Annotated in this window: 17 protein-coding genes; 7 read left to right on the top strand and 10 right to left on the bottom strand. The window is 70.6% G+C overall.

The features are described 5' to 3' along the window. Nucleotides 1–549 precede the first annotated feature (549 nt). Nucleotides 550–831, bottom strand: coding sequence for a hypothetical protein (locus ACGFW5_RS29345; protein WP_393837324.1), 282 nt, complete (start codon nt 829–831; stop codon nt 550–552). A gap of 18 nt (nt 832–849) precedes the next feature. Next, nucleotides 850–2,520, bottom strand: coding sequence for a sodium:solute symporter family protein (locus ACGFW5_RS29340; RefSeq protein ID WP_393837323.1), 1,671 nt, complete (start codon nt 2,518–2,520; stop codon nt 850–852). Nucleotides 2,521–2,737: 217 nt separating this feature from the next. On the opposite strand from ACGFW5_RS29340, the gene galT reads away from it, so the two are divergent. Genes galT through galK form a run of 3 tightly spaced genes read left to right on the top strand, consistent with a single transcriptional unit; the run spans nt 2,738 to nt 5,900 of the window. Continuing rightward, nucleotides 2,738–3,793, top strand: a complete 1,056-nt coding sequence (gene galT / locus ACGFW5_RS29335) for a galactose-1-phosphate uridylyltransferase (RefSeq protein ID WP_393837328.1) — start codon at nt 2,738–2,740, stop codon at nt 3,791–3,793. Continuing rightward, the gene (gene galE / locus ACGFW5_RS29330) at nt 3,790–4,758 is read left to right on the top strand and encodes a UDP-glucose 4-epimerase GalE (RefSeq protein ID WP_393837322.1); all 969 of its coding nucleotides are present in this window, start codon (nt 3,790–3,792) and stop codon (nt 4,756–4,758) included. The genes galT and galE overlap by 4 nt, the downstream gene beginning before the upstream one ends. Further along, on the top strand, nt 4,755–5,900 hold the full coding sequence (galK, locus tag ACGFW5_RS29325; protein WP_393837321.1) for a galactokinase: 1,146 nt from the start codon (nt 4,755–4,757) through the stop codon (nt 5,898–5,900). The genes galE and galK overlap by 4 nt, the downstream gene beginning before the upstream one ends. A gap of 15 nt (nt 5,901–5,915) precedes the next feature. Here galK and ACGFW5_RS29320 read toward each other — a convergent pair whose 3' ends face one another. Beyond that, entirely contained in the window at nt 5,916–6,359 is a 444-nt protein-coding gene (locus tag ACGFW5_RS29320; RefSeq protein ID WP_393837320.1) for a GNAT family N-acetyltransferase, read from the bottom strand. A 262-nt stretch (nt 6,360–6,621) separates the two neighbouring features. Between ACGFW5_RS29320 and ACGFW5_RS29315 the strand changes: the two genes are divergently transcribed. Continuing rightward, the gene (locus ACGFW5_RS29315) at nt 6,622–7,389 is read left to right on the top strand and encodes a LuxR C-terminal-related transcriptional regulator (protein ID WP_393837319.1); all 768 of its coding nucleotides are present in this window, start codon (nt 6,622–6,624) and stop codon (nt 7,387–7,389) included. On the opposite strand, the gene tamR is transcribed toward ACGFW5_RS29315, so the two are convergent. Beyond that, on the bottom strand, nt 7,348–7,845 hold the full coding sequence (gene tamR, locus ACGFW5_RS29310) for a MarR family transcriptional regulator TamR (protein WP_053724556.1): 498 nt from the start codon (nt 7,843–7,845) through the stop codon (nt 7,348–7,350). The genes ACGFW5_RS29315 and tamR overlap by 42 nt on opposite strands. A gap of 242 nt (nt 7,846–8,087) precedes the next feature. On the opposite strand from tamR, the gene ACGFW5_RS29305 reads away from it, so the two are divergent. Both ACGFW5_RS29305 and ACGFW5_RS29300 read left to right on the top strand, forming a co-directional pair. Beyond that, complete coding sequence (locus ACGFW5_RS29305) at nt 8,088–8,912, top strand: trans-aconitate 2-methyltransferase (protein ID WP_393837318.1); 825 nt, start codon at nt 8,088–8,090, stop codon at nt 8,910–8,912. A gap of 13 nt (nt 8,913–8,925) precedes the next feature. Continuing rightward, nucleotides 8,926–9,288, top strand: coding sequence for a VOC family protein (locus tag ACGFW5_RS29300; RefSeq protein WP_393837317.1), 363 nt, complete (start codon nt 8,926–8,928; stop codon nt 9,286–9,288). Between the two features lie 60 nt (nt 9,289–9,348). Here the strand turns inward: ACGFW5_RS29300 and ACGFW5_RS29295 are convergent, their stop codons facing one another. The 3 genes from ACGFW5_RS29295 to ACGFW5_RS29285 form a co-directional block, all read right to left on the bottom strand. After that, nucleotides 9,349–11,106 (bottom strand): FG-GAP repeat domain-containing protein, encoded by a 1,758-nt coding sequence (locus ACGFW5_RS29295; protein ID WP_393837316.1) that lies wholly within the window; start codon nt 11,104–11,106, stop codon nt 9,349–9,351. Nucleotides 11,107–11,396: 290 nt separating this feature from the next. Next, a complete protein-coding gene (locus ACGFW5_RS29290) occupies nt 11,397–12,119 on the bottom strand; it encodes a TetR family transcriptional regulator (protein ID WP_393837315.1) in 723 nt (240 codons plus the stop codon). After that, a complete protein-coding gene (locus ACGFW5_RS29285) occupies nt 12,116–13,111 on the bottom strand; it encodes an acyl-CoA desaturase (protein ID WP_393837314.1) in 996 nt (331 codons plus the stop codon). Before ACGFW5_RS29285 ends, ACGFW5_RS29290 begins: the two co-directional genes overlap by 4 nt. Before the next feature lie 217 nt (nt 13,112–13,328). Here ACGFW5_RS29285 and ppc point away from each other — a divergent pair, with 217 nt between their 5' ends. Further along, entirely contained in the window at nt 13,329–16,058 is a 2,730-nt protein-coding gene (gene ppc, locus ACGFW5_RS29280) for a phosphoenolpyruvate carboxylase (RefSeq protein ID WP_393837313.1), read from the top strand. 530 nt (nt 16,059–16,588) lie between these two features. On the opposite strand, the gene ACGFW5_RS29275 is transcribed toward ppc, so the two are convergent. From ACGFW5_RS29275 to ACGFW5_RS29265, 3 genes are all read right to left on the bottom strand, one after another. Further along, nucleotides 16,589–17,056, bottom strand: a complete 468-nt coding sequence (locus ACGFW5_RS29275) for a hypothetical protein (protein WP_393837312.1) — start codon at nt 17,054–17,056, stop codon at nt 16,589–16,591. Nucleotides 17,057–17,114: 58 nt separating this feature from the next. After that, nucleotides 17,115–17,708: an aminoacyl-tRNA hydrolase gene (pth, locus tag ACGFW5_RS29270; protein ID WP_393837327.1), complete on the bottom strand. Its 594-nt coding sequence runs from the start codon at nt 17,706–17,708 to the stop codon at nt 17,115–17,117. Between the two features lie 125 nt (nt 17,709–17,833). Beyond that, nucleotides 17,834–18,418: a 50S ribosomal protein L25/general stress protein Ctc gene (locus ACGFW5_RS29265; protein WP_393837311.1), complete on the bottom strand. Its 585-nt coding sequence runs from the start codon at nt 18,416–18,418 to the stop codon at nt 17,834–17,836. Between the last annotated feature and the right edge of the window lie 90 nt (nt 18,419–18,508).

Raw genomic sequence — 18,508 nt, 5'->3', positions numbered from 1 at the left:
CGCCCCAGACCCCATGCGGGGGCTCCGCCCCCTGCACCCCCGTTCGCGCCTGAACGGCGCTCGTCCTCAATCGCCGGACGGGCTGAAGATGCCCGTGCTGCCCGGCATCGAGTAGTCAGGGGCGCGGGGCTGTGACATTGCGCGGCTCCGCCGCGGTGGGCGCGGCCCGCAGTTCGGGGTGCCCTACAGGGGCGCGAGGAACTGCGCGAGGAGCGACCACGCCCCGCAGCCGAAAGCGGGTTAAGGGGCGCGAGGAACTGCGCGAAAAGCGACCACGGCCCGCAGGGGGCGACGGGTTAAGGGGCGCGAGGAACTGCGCGAGAAGCGACCACGACCCGCAGGGGGCGACGGGTTCAGGGGCGCGAGGAACTGCGCGAGCAACCAAGCACGGCCCGCAGCCGAAAGCGGGTTAAGGGGCGCGGGGAACTGCGCGAGCAACCCCGCACAGCCCACCCGCGGCACTGCGCCAGCAACCCCGCACAGCCCACCCGCGGCACTGCGCCAGCAGCCCCGCACAGTCCGGCGGCCCGGGCCGCTCAGTGGGGCCACTCAGTGGTCGGGGTTGTCCGGTGCGGGGGGAGCCAGGGGGCGCAGTTTTAGCCAGGTCAGGAAGAAGACGCCCAGCGCCAGCATCCCGAGCCCCGTCCACAGGTTGATGTTGATCCCCTGCGCCTTCTTCAGGTCCGCGTCGGACGCCATGATTCCGGCTACGGTGACGATCACCCCGTACAGGGTGAAAAGGCCGCCGATGATCCGCCGGATGTCGAAGAGCCGCGCCGCGGACGCCGACTTCTTCTCCAACTCGGAGACTTCACGCTGCAGTTCGGACATGTCGGTGCCTCCGGTGGATCAGAACGAGTAGGGGATGTAGCAGAGCGCGGCCAGCACGATCGCGCCCCAGCCGAGCAGGGCGGGCCGCCGGTACCAGGCGCTGTCGCCCTCGGCGGGCGGCTCCTCGACGCCGGGGGACTTCGTCCCGTACACCAGGCCCGCCAGCTCCGCCGCCGGCTTCGGCGCCGTGAAGAGCGTGACCGCCACCATCACCACCGCGCCGGCCACGAACCCGACGATCGCGGAGACGAAGTTGGCACCCTGGTCGGTGGGGATGGAGATGACGCCCTGCTTGTAGATCCAGAAGTAGTTGACCATCGCGGCGGAGGTGCCCGCGAAGAGGCCCCACACCCCGGACTTCACCGACGCCCGCTTCCAGAACATGCCGATCACGAACACCACGAACATCGGCACGTTGAAGAAGGAGAACAGGGTCTGGAGGTAGCCCATGATGTTGGAGAAGGAGGAGGCGATGAACGCCGTGCCGATCGACGCGAGCACGCCTATCGCCGTGATCAGGCGGCCGAATCGCAGGTAGTACGCGTCGGGCTTGTCCTTCTTCACGTACTTCGCCCAGATGTCGTACGTGAACACCGTGTTGAAGGACGACACGTTGGCCGCCATGCCCGCCATGAACGCGGCGAGCAGACCGGTCACCGCGATGCCGAGCACACCGTTGGGCAGCAGCTCCTGCATCAGGAGCGGGATCGCGTCGTTGTAGGTGAGGGGCGAGCCCGGCGTGCCGATCTTGGGGACCAGGACCGCCGCGACCAGGCCCGGGATCATCACCAGGAACACGATGAACATCTTCGGGAACGCCGCGATCAGCGGGGTACGGCGGGCCGCGCTGAGGTTCTTCGCGGACAGGGCGCGCTGCACCTCGGCGAAGTTGGTCGTCCAGTAGCCGAAGGACAGTACGAAGCCGAGGCCGAGGACGATGGTCAGCCAGTTCGCGCCCAGCGGGTTGGCCTCGCCGATGCCGGTGCCGCCCCAGGCGGACAGGAAGTTGTCGCCGTGGCTCGCCTTGAGGGACCCGGTCAGGCCGTCCCAGCCGCCGACGCGCTTGAGACCGAGGATGGTCAGCGGTATGAGCGCGGCCAGGATCACGAAGAACTGAAGCACCTCGTTGTAGATCGCCGAGGAGAGACCGCCGATGGTGATGTAGGCGAGCACGAAGAACCCGGCGACGACGATCGCCACCCACTGCGGCCAGCCGAGCAGCGCCTCGACCACGATCGAGAGGGCGTAGAGGTTGACGCCCGCGATCAGGACCGCGGCGAACGCGAAGAGCGCCGAGGCGAGCAGGTGCGCCGACTTGTCGAAGCGCTGGAGCAGGAACTCCGGCACCGAGCGCACCTTCGAGCCGTAGTAGAACGGCATCATCACCAGGCCGAGGAAGACCATCGCCGGGATCGCGCCGATCCAGTACCAGTGCACGACCGCGACGCCGTACTGGGCGCCGGTCGCGGACATGCCCAGGATCTCCGTGGCGCCGAGGTTGGCGGCCACGAAGGCGAGACCGGTCACCCAGGCGGGCAGTGAGCGGCCCGACAGGAAGAAGTCGAGGCTGGTCTTCACGCTGGCGCGGGCGGCGAAGCCGATGCCCAGGACGACGATGAAGTAGATCGCCAAAATCGTGTAGTCGAGCCCGTTGGTGGGGAGCCGGAGCCCCGCGGCCAGAGATTGCATGCGTACCCGCTTCGTCGCGCTTACTGATCCGGACGGGAACCTACGCCTCGATGTTCGAAAACTGAACAGCCTTGATGAGATTGTTTGTTTGATTGTGATCGGGCCTGAACCCCGGCCGCAGCGGGCGCTGCCATAGAAAGCGCTTGCCCTCGCCATTGACGAAGCCTGTTGGCTTATGGTTTGTTGTGCGCGGTTCTGTTGGATGGTGGAGGTTCAGGTGAAGAAGACGTCGACCCGTCTCGCCGACGGTCGGGAGCTGCTGTACTACGACACGCGCGACGACCTCGTACGTGAGGAGACGGACCGCCGTCCGCTCGACCCGGTGTCGACCGCGTCCGAGCTGCGCCGCGACCCGCTGCTCGGCGACACGGTGGTCGTCGCCTCGCACCGTCAGGGGCGCACCTACCTGCCGCCCGCCGACGCGTGCCCCCTGTGCCCCTCGCGCGAGGGCCGCGACAGCGAGATCCCGGCCCCCGACTACGACGTCGTCGTCTTCGAGAACCGCTTCCCCTCGCTCGCCGGTGACTCCGGCCGCTGCGAGGTCGTCTGCTTCACCTCCGACCACGACGCCTCCTTCGCCGACCTCACCGAAGAACAGGCCACCCTCGTCCTGGAGGCCTGGACCGACCGCACCGCCGAGCTCGCCGAACTCCCGCAGGTGCAGCAGGTGTTCTGCTTCGAGAACCGGGGCGCCGAGATCGGCGTCACCCTCGGCCACCCGCACGGCCAGATCTACGGCTACCCCTTCACCACCCCCCGCACCGCCCTCATGCTCCGCTCGCTCGCCGAACACCGCGAGCGCACCGGCGGCCGCAACCTCTTCGACGACGTGGTCGCGCGCGAACGCGCCGAGGGCACCCGCGTGGTGCTCGAAGGCGAGCACTGGGTGGCGTTCGTGCCGTACGCCGCGCACTGGCCCTACGAGGTCCATCTGCACCCCAAGCGACGCGTCCCCGACCTGCGCGCCCTGGAGGACGACGCGCGCACAGAGTTCCCACAGATCTACCTGGAACTCTTGAGGCGCTTCGACCGGATCTTCGGACCCGGCGAGCCGCCCACCCCCTACATCTCCGCCTGGCACCAGGCGCCGTTCCGGGGCGAGGGGGCCCTCGACCGCGCGGAGTTCGGGCTCCATCTGGAGCTTTTCACCATCCGACGCACTTCCGGCAAGCTGAAGTACCTCGCGGGTTCCGAATCCGGCATGAACGTGTTCATCAACGACGTGCCGCCGGAGACCGCGGCCGAGCGACTGCGAGAGGTGGCCAGCAAGTGAGCAAGTATCTGGTGACGGGTGGCGCGGGGTATGTGGGCAGCGTGGTCGCGGCCCACCTGGTCGAGGCCGGCCACGACGTGAGCGTCCTCGACGACCTCTCCACGGGCTTTCGCGAGGCCGTCCCGGCCGGCGCCGCCTTCATCGAGGGCCGCGTCCAGGACGCGGCACGCCTGCTCGACCCCTCCTTCGACGCGGTGCTGCACTTCGCGGCGTTCTCCCAGGTCGGCGAGTCCGTCGCGGTCCCCGAGAAGTACTGGGCCAACAACGTCGGCGGCACCATGGCGCTGCTCGCGGCGATGCGGGACACGGGCGTGCGCCGGCTGGTCTTCTCCTCCACGGCGGCCACCTACGGCGAACCGGTCTCCACCCCCGTCACCGAGACCGACCCGACCGCGCCCACCAGCCCGTACGGTGCCTCCAAGCTCGCCGTGGACCACATGATCGCCGGCGAGTGCGCGGCGCACGGCCTGGCCGCGGTGTCGCTGCGCTACTTCAACGTGGCGGGCGCGTACGGCACCTGCGGCGAGCGCCACGACCCGGAGTCCCACCTCATTCCGCTGGTGTTGCAGGTGGCGCTCGGGCAGCGGGAGTCCATCTCGGTCTACGGGGACGACTACCCGACCCCGGACGGCACCTGCGTACGCGACTACATCCACGTCGCCGACCTGGCCGAGGCCCACCTGCTGGCCCTCGACGCCGCCACGGCGGGCGAGCACCTGGTCTGCAACCTGGGCAACGGCAACGGGTTCTCGGTCCGCGAGGTCATCGAGACCGTCCGCAAGGTCACGGGCCACCCGGTCCCGGAGGTCGTGGCGGGCCGGCGCGGCGGCGACCCCGCGGTCCTGGTGGCCTCCGCGGCGCGCGCCCACGCGACGCTCGGCTGGCAGCCCTCGCGCGCCGACCTCGCGGGCATCGTGGCGGACGCCTGGGCGTTCGCCCGCACACGCGACGGAGCCCGCGCATGAGTGAAGTGGCCGCGGCTTTCCGCGCGTTGTACGGGTACGAGCCCGAGGGCGTGTGGGCGGCGCCCGGCCGGGTCAACCTCATCGGCGAGTACACCGACTTCAACGACGGCTTCGTCATGCCGCTCGCGCTGCCGCACACGGCGGTGGCGGCGGTGGCCCGGCGCGCCGACGGGGTCCTCAGGCTCCACTCGGCGGACATCGCCGGCCCCGTCGTCGAGCTGCGCACCGAGGGGCTCGAACCCCTCTCCGGGGCGGGCTGGGCGGCCTACCCGGCGGGCGTGGTGTGGGCCCTGCGCGAAGCCGGCCACGACGTGAGCGGCGCCGACATCCACCTCACCTCGACGGTGCCGACCGGCGCGGGCCTCTCGTCCTCGGCGGCCCTGGAGGTCGTGACCGCCCTCGCACTGCGTGACCTGTACGAACTGCCGCTGTCCATGGCGGAGTTGGCGGGCCTGTCCCAGCGGGCGGAGAACGCCTTCGTGGGCGTCCCCTGCGGAATCATGGACCAGACGGCGTCGGCGTGCTGCACCGAGGGCCATGTCCTGCATCTGGACGCCCGTGACCTGACGCGCCGGCAGATCCCCTTCGACCTGCCCGCGCACGGCCTGCGGCTCCTCGTCGTGGACACCGGCGTGCAGCACGCGCTGGGAGACGGCGCGTACGCCGAACGGCGCGCCGGCTGCGAGCGGGGCGCGCGGGAGCTGGGTGTGCGGACCCTGCGCGAACTGTCGTACGCGCGACTGCCCGATGCGCTGCGCGAGCTGTCATCGCCGACCGTACGGGGCTATGTGCGGCACGTGGTGAGCGACAACGAGCGGGTGGCGCGGGTCGCGGCGCTGCTGGACTCGGGCGACGTTTGGGGGGTGGGGCCCGTGCTGACCGAGGGCCATGTCTCCCTGCGGGACGATCTGCGGGTGTCCTGCGCCGAGCTCGACCTGGCGGTCGAGGTGGCGGTGGCGAGCGGGGCGCTGGGGGCGCGGATGACGGGCGGCGGGTTCGGAGGGTCCGCGATCGTGCTGGTCGAGGAGGCGGCCGCGGGCGCGGTGTCGAAGGCGCTGGTGTCGGCCTTCGAGAAGGCGGCCCTCGCCCGGCCCCGGCTGTTCGAGGCGACACCCTCGGCGGGGGCGCGGCGCCTGGCCTGAGGCCGGCCGGCCGGTTCAGGGCAGGTGTTTGGTCAGGGTGTACTCCGTCACGCCGGGGGGATAGTCGGGGATGGCCGCCACGACCTCGTACCCCCGCTTGCGGTAGAACTCCGGCGCCTGGAAGTCCCATGTCTCGACGCGCGCGTACCCGCAGCCCCGCTCGGTGCGGGCCAACTCCTCGGCGTGCCCGAGGAGTTGGCCGCCCAGGCCCGCCGAGCGCAGCCCGGGGTCGACCCACAGCAGGTCGACATGCAGCCACCGTGCCCACGTGCGCCCCACCAGGCCCCCGGCCAGCAGCCCCGCCTCGTTCAGACCCCAGACCTGGAGCGGCACTTCCTTCTCCGAAGGAGTCCCCCGCATCGCCCGCAGCACCGGCGAGCGCTCGGTGTTGGTGTCCCGCAACCGTCGACGGAGCTGCACGTGACGGTCCTTGTCCACTTCTGTCTCGATACGAAACATGATGCTCACCTTAAACATTCGTGTACGCCACGTAGCCGTCCGGGTTCAAACAGTTCTGCAAAGTGCCTTCCCCTCACAGCCTGCGGCCCTACGCTGATGCACAACACCGGTGGGGGCCGGTGTTGATCAGGGGGCGAGACAGTCGGGTACGTCGCCCGGGGTGGGGCAGCGCTCAGTGCACGGCGGCGGCCGTGTGTCTGCGGTGCCCCGGTTCCGGGCGGCGTACCCGTACCGGTCCGCCCTCCGTCCCTGGGGGTGTCACGTGGTACGTATCCGAGTCCTGGTGGTGGACGATCACCGCATCTTCGCCGAGTCGCTTGCCGCGGCCCTTGCGGCGGAGCCCGATGTGGACGTCGCCGCGGCCGGCAGCGGTCCCGCGGCGTTGCGCTGCCTGGAGCGGGCCGCGGCCGAGGGTCGCCGGTTCGACGTGATGCTCGTCGACGCGGACCTCGGGGCGTCGGCGACGGTCCCGGTGGCCCGCGCGGTGCCCGAAGGCGGCGGCGCGGACGGCCTGGTGGACGGCATCTCGCTGGTCGCGGGCGTGCGTTCGGGCCAGCCCGCGGTGCGTACCGTCGTGCTCGCCGAGAAGGACGACCCGCGCCGGGCCGCCCTCGCCCTCCAGGCCGGCGCGTCGGGCTGGGTCGCCAAGGACTGCTCCCTGCAACGGCTGCTCGCCGTCATCCGGGGCGTACTGCGCGACGAGACGCATCTGCCGCCCGCGCTGCTCACCGGGGTGCTGCGGGAGCTGACGGCCGCGCGCAAGCACCGCACCGAGTCGGAGCAGCTGGTCGAATCGCTCACCCCGCGCGAGCGCGAGGTGCTGCGCTGCATGGTGGCCGGGCTCGGCCGCAAGGCGGTCGCCGAGCGGCTGTTCCTGTCCCCCCACACCGTGCGCACCCACATGCAGAACGTGCTGGGCAAGCTGGGCGTGCACTCCACGCTCGCCGCCGTCGCGCTGGCCCGGCGGGCCGGCGTGGGACCGGCCGACCTAGCCGGGGATGTTGTCGAACGGGGCGGTCAACTGGCGTAGCAGCGCCGCCAGTTCACCCCGCTGGTTGCGGCTGAGCTCGCCGAGGATGGCGCGCTCCTGCTCAAGGAGCCCGGCGAGCGCCTGGTCGGCGCGGTCGCGTCCCTCGGGTGTGAGCCGCACCAGCACCCCGCGGCGGTCGCTGGGGTCGGGCAGCCGCTCGACCAGGCCCTTCTTGGCGAGCCTGTCGATCCGGTTGGTCATGGTGCCCGAGGTGACCAGGGTCTGGGTCAGCAGCTGCCCGGGGGAGAGCTGATAGGGGGCGCCCGCGCGCCGCAGCGACGTCAGGACGTCGAACTCCCAGGGCTCAAGACTGTGCTCGGCGAACGCGAGCCTGCGGGCCCGGTCGAGATGGCGGGCCAGCCTGCTGACCCGGCTCAGTACCTCAAGTGGTTCCACGTCGAGGTCCGGGCGCTCTCGGCGCCATGCTGCGACCAGTCGGTCGACCTCGTCCTCCATGTCGATCAGTGTAGTGGGTCCCTCGACGTGAAGTCTCTTGACGTCAAGATATATATCGAGCCACCATTGGGCATGGAGGGGCCGGGACGCCGTTCCGCTTCGGTCAGCCGCACGTGCAAGGGGGCTCGAACATGCATTCCGATTCTTCGTCTTCCTCGTCTACCTCGTCTACGTCGTGTTCTTCGTCGTCGTCACCTTCGCCTTCGTCGCCTTCGCCGTCGACCACACCGCCGGGGCCACCGGTGCCGCCAGGACCGCCGGTCTGGGACCCGCAGCAGTATCTGCGGCACGCCGGACACCGCACCCGCCCGTTTCTCGACCTGCTCACCCGCATACCCGAGCTCCCCGCGGCCGACGGCCTCTCCCCCCGGATCGCCGACCTCGGCTGCGGTCCCGGCAATGTCACCGCCCGCCTCGCCGACCGCTGGCCCGACGCCCGCATCACCGGGTTCGACCTGTCGCCGCAGATGCTCGCCCAGGCCGACAAGGACTACGCGGGCACGACCGCGGGCGGCGGCTGGCTCGACTTCCAGGTCGCCGACGCCACGAACTGGGTGCCCGGCGAACCGTACGACCTGATCGTCTCCAACGCGGCCCTGCAATGGGTGCCCAACCACCCCGATTCCTTCCCCGCCTGGATCGACGGCCTCACCCCGGGCGGCACCCTCGCCTTCCAGGTCCCCGGGAACTTCACCTCGCCCAGCCACGCCATCCTCGCCGAGCTCTGCGAGTCCCCGCGCTGGCGCAGCCGCCTCGGCGGCCACGGCCGACGCTATGTCCACATCCTGGAACCCGCCGACTACCTCACCGAACTCGCCGGCCTCGGCTGCGAGACCGATGCCTGGGAAACCGTCTACTGCCAGCTGCTCACCGGGCCCGACCCCGTCCTGGACTGGGTGAAGGGCACCGCGCTGCGGCCCGTGCTCACCGCCCTCGACGGCGACCAGCAGGCCATCGACGCACTGCTCACCGAATACCGGGACCGGCTGCGCGAGGCCTACCCGCCGGGCCCGCACGGGACGGTCTTCCCGTTCCGCCGCATCTTCGCCGTCGCCAGAAAGAAGTAGGAGGCCACCGGCCGTGCTCGTCGCCGTCGACCATGTGCAGCTCGCCGCCCCGCCGGGCAGCGAACCCCAGTTGAGGACGTACTACCAGGACGTCCTCGGCATGACCGAAATACCCAAGCCGCCGGTGCTCGCCGCCCGGGGCGGCTGCTGGTTCCAGTACGGCGCCGTCCAGCTCCACCTCGGCATCGAGGAAGGCTTCCGCCCCGCGCACAAGGCCCACCCCGGGCTGCGGGTGGCCGGCATCGAGCAGTACGCGCGCCGCCTCGAAGAACGCGGCGCGAAGGTCGTCTGGGACGACGCCCTGCCCGGCCACCAGCGCTTCTACTCCGAGGACCCGGTGGGCAACCGCCTGGAGTTCCTTGAGCCACTGGCCTGAAACGGAAGCGCCCTGCCCCTCGCGAGGAGGAGCAGGGCGCCCGGTGCCGCCGGTGGCGGTTTAGTAGATGCCGTACTTGTAGGTGTTCCAGCCGTAGCCGATCTTCACGCGGCTCTTGAACCCGCCGGTGCCGTCGGCGTCGTAGCGCCACAGGTTGCCGGAGGAGTCCACCGCGACGAGGTCGGTGCGGCCGTCGCCGGTCAGGTCGCCGGGGGCGGCGATCTTCCCGCCGCTGTACATGTCCCAGCCGTAGCCGATCTTCACCCGGCCCTTGAACGGGGTCTTCGGGTCGCCGGTGCCGGCGTAGAGGTACAGGTCACCGCCGGGCGTGCGGGCCAGCAGGTCGGCCTGCCCGTCCCCGTTGACGTCACCCGCGCCGAGCAGCTTGTCGTAGGCGTTCCAGCCGCCGCCGATGTCGACGCGCGAGTAGACACGGCTGCCCTCGCCGTTGCCCGGGTACAGGTACAGGTGGCCGTTGCCGGGCTGGCGGGCGAGCAGGTCGCCGTTGCCCTCGTTGGTCAGGTCGCCCACGCCGATGACGCTGTTGTAGATGCCCCAGCCGCCGCCGAGGTCCTTCCCGTCGACGTAGAGCTCCCCGTCGGTGGTGACCTCAAGGAGGTCGGCCCAGCGGGACGCGGTGAGCGAGGACGCCAGGGCGATGTAGTGCGCCCCGTTCCAGCCGCCCGCGGGGCCGGCGCTGGCGGCCGACAGCTCGCCGTTGCCCCGGCCGTAGTACGAGGAGAGCGTCCCGTTGGCGTCGAGGCCCACCAGGTCGTTCTTGCCGTACGCAGGGTTGCCGCCGCTGCCGGCGAAATCGGAGCCCTGCCAGCCCTTGCCCCCCGCGGTGTGGGGCTTGAGCGTGCCGTCGCCATTACCCGCGTAGAACCAGGCCTGGCCGGACGTGTCACGGGCAAGCAGGTCGCCGAGGCCGTCGCCGCTCTGGTCGTCCACGCCGATGATCTGGTTGAAGCCGTCCCAGCCGTAGCCGACCTTCACGCCGGCGGCCAGCGGGTCGGCCGCGTTGCCGGTGCCCGCGTAGAAGTACAGGTCACCGCTGGGTGTGCGGCCGTAGACGTCGCCCAGGCCGTCGCCGTTCGCGTCGTTGGCGCCGACGATCTGGTCGTACCGGTCCCAGCCGGAGCCGACCTTGCGGCCCGTCGTGAAGGGGGCGCTGAGGCTGCCGGTGCCCGTGTAGAGGTAGAGGTCGCCGCCCGGGGTGCGGGCCAGCAGGTCGGGCAGCCCGTCACCGCTGACGTCACCGGCGGAGACGACCTTGTTGAACATGTTCCAGCCGCCGCCGGACCAGCTGCCGGGGCCCACACCGGAGGAGGTGGTGACGTCGGCGTGCAGCGTCAGCGTCCCGGTCGGGGACAGGTCGAGCACCTCGGGAGCGGACCCTCCACCGAGGTCGCCCGGGTTGATCAGGTCCTTGTAGGTGCCCAGGTTGTTGGCGAACAGCGCGTTCGGCTTGCCGTTCCCGACAGCGAGGTACAGCCGGTCGTCCAGCCACCGGGTCAACAGGTCGCTGTAGCCGTCGTTGTCCGGGTCGAACCGGGGCTTCGCCTTGACCGGCGCGTTGGCGACGGCAGAGCGCGGGGCCTTGCGCGCGTCCTTGGGAACGTCCTTGCGGGCGTCCTTGTCGGCGGCGGCCGGGCGGGGAAGCGTCAGCGTCGGCGGCGCGGTGGCCGCGCGCGGCGCGGGCGCGGGTGTCGCGTGCGGGGCGCCGCCGTCGGCCGCCGCCGGGCCCGCGAGCAGCATGCCCGCAGACAGGACGATGGCGGTGCAGGCCGCGAGGCGACCGGCGCGCTGGGTGCGCACAGAGGACAAAATTCCCCCCATGGGAATAAGCGGGTGTATTCGGGGGGAACGGGATTCGCTGCGTATTCGTCGTCGCGTGAAGGCGCGGAAAAGGCGCGGCGTCTGGCCGCGGCCGCGCAACGGGCCATCAAAAGTGGTGGCGCGCGAAGAATGGCGAACATCCCCCCCGGGACTTTCGGTGAAGACTACAGCTGTTTTCCGTGCAGCTGAAGTGAAAAGCGTGGCCGATGTTGCCGACGGCACGCCGTGTCGAAGACGTCGTCACCGATGCCCTTGGGGGGAGGGGAGGGTCACTTCTTGCGGTGCCCTATGAGGCGCGGTTTCGGTTCGAGACCGTCCAGGCCGTGCCAGGCCAGGTTCACCAGATGCGCCGCGACTTCCGCCTTGCCGGGCTTGCGCTCGTCCAGCCACCACTGGCCGGTCAGCGCCACCATGCCGACCAGCGCCTGTGCGTACAGCGGCGCCAGTTTCGCGTCGAATCCGCGGGCCTTGAACTCCAGGCCCAGAATGTCCTCGACCTGGGTGGCGATGTCGGAGATCAGCGAGGCGAAAGTGCCGGTCGACTGGGCGACGGGGGAGTCGCGGACCAGAATGCGGAATCCGTCCGTATACGTCTCGATGTAGTCGAGCAGGGCGAAAGCGGCCTGCTCCAGCAGTTCGCGGGGATGGCCCGCGGTCAGCGCGCCCGTGACCCCGTCGAGCAGCGAACGCATTTCCCGGTCCACGACCACCGCGTACAGGCCCTCCTTGCCGCCGAAGTGCTCGTACACCACCGGCTTGGAGACCCCGGCCTTCGCGGCGATCTCCTCGACGGAGGTGCCCTCGAAGCCCTTCTCGGCGAAGAGCGTGCGACCGATGTCCAGCAACTGCTCCCGGCGCGCCGCCCCGGTCATCCGCGTCCTGGGTGCGCGTCGGGGTTTCGCGGCCGAGCCGGAGGGTGCAGCCGTGCGGGAGGAACCAGTGGTGCTGGTGGTACGGGTGGTGCTGGAGTCGGTCGCCACGTCGTCCATCATGCCGCCTCGGCGGCCTTCTCCTCGCCCCGGGACCGGCCGCCCTCGTTCCGCTTGGAGTCGATACGGGCCGCGCTCGGCCAGCGCACGTCGTACGCCAGACCCAGCTGCTCGCACCAGCGGATGATCCGGGCACTGGAGTCGATCTGGCCCCGCATCACCCCGTGCCGCGCCGACGTCGGGTCCGCGTGGTGCAGGTTGTGCCAGGACTCGCCGCAGGACAGGACCGCGAGCCACCACACGTTGCCGCTGCGGTCACGCGACTTGAAGGGACGCTTGCCCACCGCGTGGCAGATCGAGTTGATCGACCACGTCACATGGTGCAGCAGCGCCACCCGCACCAGCGAGCCCCAGAAGAACGCCGTGAACGCGCCCCACCACGACATCGTCACCAAACCTCCCACCAGCGGCGGGATCGCGAGCGAGAGCATCGTCCAGAAGACGAAGTCGCGCGAGATGCGGCGGATCGCCGGGTCCGCGAGGAGATCCGGCGCGTACTTCTCCTGCGAGGTCTGCTCCTCGTCGAACATCCACGCGATGTGCGCCCACCACAGGCCCTTCATCAGCGCGGGCAGCGTCTCACCGAAACGCCACGGCGAATGCGGGTCGCCCTCCGAGTCGGAGAACTTGTGGTGCCTGCGGTGGTCGGCCACCCAGCGCACCAGCGGCCCCTCGACGGCCATCGAGCCCGCGACCGCCAACGCGATCCGCAGCGGCCGCTTCGCCTTGAACGAACCGTGCGTGAAATAGCGGTGGAAGCCGATCGTGATGCCGTGGCAGCCCAGGTAGTACATGAAGACGAGAAGGCCGAGATCGAGCCAGCTCACCCCCCAGCCCCAGGCCAGCGGCACCGCCGCGAGCAGGGCCACGAAGGGCACCGTGATGAAGAGGAGCAGAGCGATCTGTTCGATGGAGCGTTTGTTCTCGCCGCCCAGCGTGGCGGAGGGCGGCGGGGTCTCGTCCGGCGACGTACGCAGATCGGGACTTGTGGTCATGGGGACTACCCCCGGCAGGGTGAGGAAAACGAGCGGAATCGCCCGGCTACGGTTGCGTAACCTACGGCAACGTAAGTATGGCAGTGCCGTGGCCGGGGACAAGAGCCCGTGACGGCGGGGCGGAATGGGACACCTATCCTGGGTGTCGTCGGACAGCGCGGTCCGCAAGCCTCCAGAACCCTCCAGACGTGCTCAAACACTGCAAGGAGCCGCACCTGTGAGCAGTGCCGACCAGACCCCCGCCGCCAGCAACGAGCTGCGCGCCGACATCCGCCGACTGGGTGACCTCCTGGGCGAGACCCTCGTCCGACAGGAGGGCCCCGAGCTCCTTGAGCTCGTCGAGCGGGTCCGCGCGCTGACCCGCAGCGACGGCGAAGCCGCCGCCGACCTGCTCGGCGGCACCGAAGTGGAGACCGCCGCCAAGCTGGTGCGCGCCTTCTCCACCTACTTCCACCTGGCCAACGTGGCCGAACAGGTCCACCGCGGCCGCGAACTGCGCGCCCACCGGGCCGCCGAGGGCAGCCTCCTCGCCCGCACCGCGGACATGCTCAAGGACGGCGACCCCGAGCACGTACGCAACAGCGTCAAGAACCTCAACGTGCGGCCGGTCTTCACCGCCCACCCCACCGAGGCCGCCCGCCGCTCCGTCCTGAACAAGCTGCGCCGCATCGCCGAACTCCTCGAAACCCCGGTCATCGAGTCCGACCGGCGCCGCCACGACCTGCGCCTGGCCGAGAACATCGACCTGATCTGGCAGACCGACGAGCTGCGCGTCGTACGCCCCGAACCCGCCGACGAGGCCCGCAACGCCATCTACTACCTCGACGAGCTGCACGCCGGCGCCGTCGGGGACGTACTGGAAGACCTCGCGGCGGAACTCGAACGGGTCGGCGTCGAGCTGCCGCCCGGCACCCGCCCGCTCACCTTCGGCACCTGGATCGGCGGCGACCGCGACGGCAACCCCAACGTGACCCCCTCGGTCACCTGGGACGTCCTGATCCTCCAGCACGAGCACGGCATCAACGACGCGCTCGACATGATCGACCACCTGCGCGGCCTGCTCTCCAACTCCATCCGCTACGCCGGCGCCACCGAGGAACTGCTCGCCTCGCTCCAGGCCGACCTCGCAGCACTCCCCGAGATCAGCCCCCGCTACAAGCGGCTCAACGCCGAAGAGCCCTACCGGCTCAAGGCCACCGCCATCCGGCAGAAGCTCGTCCACACCAAGGACCGCCTCGCCAAGGGCACCCCGCACCAGCCGGGCCGCGACTACCTCGGCACCGCCGAACTCCTCGCCGACCTCACCCTCATCCAGACCTCCCTGCGCGAACACCGCGGCGCGCTGTTCGCCGACGGCCGCATGGACCGCCTGATCCGGACCCTGTCCGCGTTCGGCCTCCAGCTCGCCACCATGGACGTACGCGAGCACGCCGACGCCCACCACCACGCGCTCGGCCAGCTCTTCGACCGGCTCGGCGAGGAGTCCTGGCGCTACGCCGACATGCCGCGCGACTACCGGCAGAAGCTCCTCGCCAAGGAGCTCCGCTCGCGCCGCCCGCTCGCCCCCACCCCGGCCCCGCTGGACGCGGCCGGCGAGAAGACCCTCGGCGTCTTCGGCACCATCAAGGAAGCCTTCGAACGGTTCGGGCCCGAGGTCATCGAGTCGTACATCATCTCGATGTGCCAGGGCGCCGACGACGTGTTCGCCGCGGCCGTACTCGCCCGCGAGGCCGGCCTGCTCGACCTGCACGGCGGCTGGGCCAAGATCGGCATCGTGCCGCTCCTGGAGACCACCGACGAGCTGCGCGCCGCCGACGTCATCCTCGACGAGATGCTGGCCGACCCCTCCTACCGGCGCCTCGTCTCGCTGCGGGGTGACGTCCAGGAGGTCATGCTCGGCTACTCCGACTCCTCCAAGTTCGGCGGCATCACCACCTCCCAGTGGGAGATCCACCGCGCCCAGCGCCGGCTGCGCGACGTCGCCCACCGCTACGGCGTACGACTGCGGCTCTTCCACGGCCGCGGCGGCACCGTCGGCCGCGGCGGCGGCCCCTCGCACGACGCGATCCTCGCCCAGCCGTGGGGCACCCTCGAAGGCGAGATCAAGGTCACCGAGCAGGGCGAGGTCATCTCCGACAAGTACCTCATCCCGTCCCTGGCCAGGGAGAACCTGGAGCTGACCGTCGCGGCCACGCTCCAGGCCTCCGCCCTGCACACCGCGCCCCGCCAGTCCGACGAGGCGCTGGCCCGCTGGGACGCGGCCATGGACACGGTGTCCGACGCGGCGCACTCCGCCTACCGGCGGCTCGTCGAGGACCCGGACCTTCCGGCGTACTTCTTCGCGTCCACGCCCGTCGACCAGCTCGCCGAGCTGCACCTCGGCTCCCGGCCCTCGCGCCGGCCCGACTCCGGTGCCGGACTCGACGGGCTCCGGGCCATCCCCTGGGTGTTCGGCTGGACCCAGTCCCGGCAGATCGTGCCCGGCTGGTTCGGCGTCGGCTCCGGGCTCAAGGCGCTGCGGGAGGCCGGGCTCGGGGAGGTCCTTGAGGAGATGAGCGAGCGGTGGCACTTCTTCCGCAACTTCCTCTCCAACGTGGAGATGACGCTCGCGAAGACGGACCTGCGGATCGCCCGGCACTACGTCGACACGCTCGTGCCGGACGAGCTCAAGCACGTGTTCGCGACGATCGAGGCGGAGCACGAGCTGACGGTGCGGGAAGTCCTGCGGATCACCGGGAGCGATGAACTCCTCGGTACGCACCCGGTGTTGCAGCAGACCTTCGCAATCCGGGACGCGTATCTGGACCCGATCTCCTATCTCCAGGTCGCCCTTCTCGCCCGTCAGCGGGCGGCGGCCGACCGGGGCGAGGCTCCGGACCCGTTGCTCTCCCGAGCCCTTCTCCTCACGGTGAATGGTGTGGCGGCGGGTCTGCGCAACACGGGCTGAGTTTCGCCCCTCCCCGCCCCTTCCCTCAACCCTCCGGGGGCGGGAGGGGGCGGCTAGCCCCCCCGGGCGGGGGCTCCGCCCCCTGCACCCCCGTTCACGCCTGAACGGCGCTCGTCCTCAAACGCCGGACGGGCTGAGGATGCCCAGGCCGCCCCGCATCGAGCAGCTGGGTGCGCGGGAAACGGGCAGGGGACGGTATTTGGGGGCGCGGGGAACGGCGCGAGCAACCACGCACGGTCCGCGCCCGAAGGCCGGTCTTTCAAGGGGCGCGGGGAACGGCGCGGGAAGCGACCACGGCCCGCAGGGGGCGAAGGTATTGGGGGCGCGGGGAACGGCGCGAGCAACCACGCACGGTCCGCGCCCGAAGGCCGGTCTTTCAAGGGGCGCGGGGAACGGCGCGGGAAGCGATCACGGCCCGCAGGGGCGAAGGTATTTGGGGGCGCGGGGAACTGCGCGAGCAACCACGCACGGTGCGCGCTCGAAAGCCGGTCTCTCCAGGGGCGCGGGGGACCGCAAGCGTGGGGGCCGGGCTACAGGGCGATGAAGGCCGCCGCCATCGCGCCGGCCCCGGCCACCCCCACCGCCCACGCCGTCCGCGGCATCCGCAAACCCCCCGCTATCAGCAGCGACGCCAGGAGCAACGCTCCGGACAGCGGCAGCCAGGCGTACAGGAGGCCCGCGGCCCCGCTGCGTACCGCCTGGTCGGAGTCCGGTTTGACCACCACCGGCAGCCGCTCACCCGCCCGGGCCGCCACCGATTCGGCAATCGTCACGCGCGGGTGCGCCGAGGAGCCGGAAGACGGCTGGTAGCGGCCGGTGCAGACGTCGTCCGCGCAGCCCGTCACCGTCAACGTGCCATGGTCGCGGCCCTTGGCGAGCACCACGTGCTGGGCCGTGCCCCACGACGACCAGAACCCGGCCACCACGACCAGCGCGGCGACCAGTGCCATCGCGCCCCGCCGCACAAACAGCAGGAAGGTACCGCTCCGCTTCGTCATGGGGCGCGATCCTGACGGGTGTGAACGCGCTCAGTCAACCTGAGCCCAACGATCCGCGTCAGGAGTTGTACGTCGACTGGGCCCGCTCAAGGCCCTCGATCACCAGCGCCTCGGCCGCGTCCGCCGCCCGGTCCACGAAGTAACCCAGCTCCTTGCGCTCGGCGGAGGAGAAGTCCTTCAGGACGAAGTCCGCCACCTGCATCCGCCCGGGCGGACGCCCGATCCCGAACCGCACCCGGTGATAGTCCGCACCCAGCGACTTGGTGATCGACTTCAGACCGTTGTGCCCGTTGTCCCCGCCGCCCAGCTTCAGCCGCAGCACCCCGTAGTCGATGTCCAACTCGTCATGAAGCACCACGATGTTGGCGACCGGCACCTTGTAGAAGTCGCGCAGCGCCGTCACCGGACCGCCCGACAGGTTCATGTACGACAGCGGCTTCGCGAGCACCACCCGGCGGTTGAACGGACCGGGCGGACCGATCCGGCCCTCCACGACCTGCGCACGCGCCTTGTGCGCCTTGAACTTCCCGCTGATGCGCTCCGCGAGCAGATCAGCGGCCATGAACCCGACGTTGTGCCGGTTCGCCGCGTACTCGGGACCCGGATTGCCCAGGCCCACGATCAGCCAGGGCGCGTTCGCGTCGGTCGTCATGTCGGTCGCCATGGGGGCTGCGTCTCCTCAGATGCGTACACAGGAAAACGGGGCGGCAGGCCAAGTGTGGCCCGCCGCCCCGTCGAAGTCCGTGCCCGGCACGGAACTCAGGCAGAGCGTACGGCTCAGGCCTCGGCGCCCTCGGCCTCGGCGTCGGCAGCCGGCTCCTCGGCCTGCGCCGACAGGATCTGGATGACGACCGCCTCGGGGTCGGTGGCCAGGGTCGTGCCGGACGGCAGCTCGACGTCCTTCGCGAGGATCGCGGCGCCGGCCTCAAGGCCCGCGATGGAGACGGTGACGGAGGTCGGGATGTGGGTGGCCTCGGTCTCGACGGAGAGCGTGTTCAGCACGTTCTCGACGAGGAAGCTGCCCGGGGCCAGGTCGCCCTCGGTCTCGACCGCGACCTCGACCGTGACCTTCTCGCCCTTCTTGACGAGCAGCAGGTCGACGTGGACCAGGTAGCCCTTGATGGCGTCACGCTGGACGGCCTTCGGGATGGCGAGCTCGGTCTTGCCGTCGATGTCCAGGGACAGCAGAACGTTCGGCGTACGCAGCGCGAGCAGCAGCTCGTGGCCCGGCAGGGTCACGTGAACCGGCTCGGTGCCGTGACCGTAGATGACACCGGGAACCTTGTTCTCACGGCGGATGCTGCGGGCGGCGCCCTTGCCGAAGCTGGAACGGACGTCGGCGGCGAGCTTGACCTCGGACATGTGCACTCCTCGTAGAAAGTGAAAGGCGAACCAGAAAAACCAGAAAAGGGGGGTCACCCGGCCACGACTGGCCTGCTACGAAGAGCGCGT

The sequence above is a fragment of the Streptomyces sp. NPDC048416 genome (genome assembly GCF_043200435.1).
GTDB lineage: Bacteria > Actinomycetota > Actinomycetes > Streptomycetales > Streptomycetaceae > Streptomyces.
Note: the sequence above shows the minus strand (reverse complement) of the source record. Positions and strands in the feature narration are given on the sequence as shown.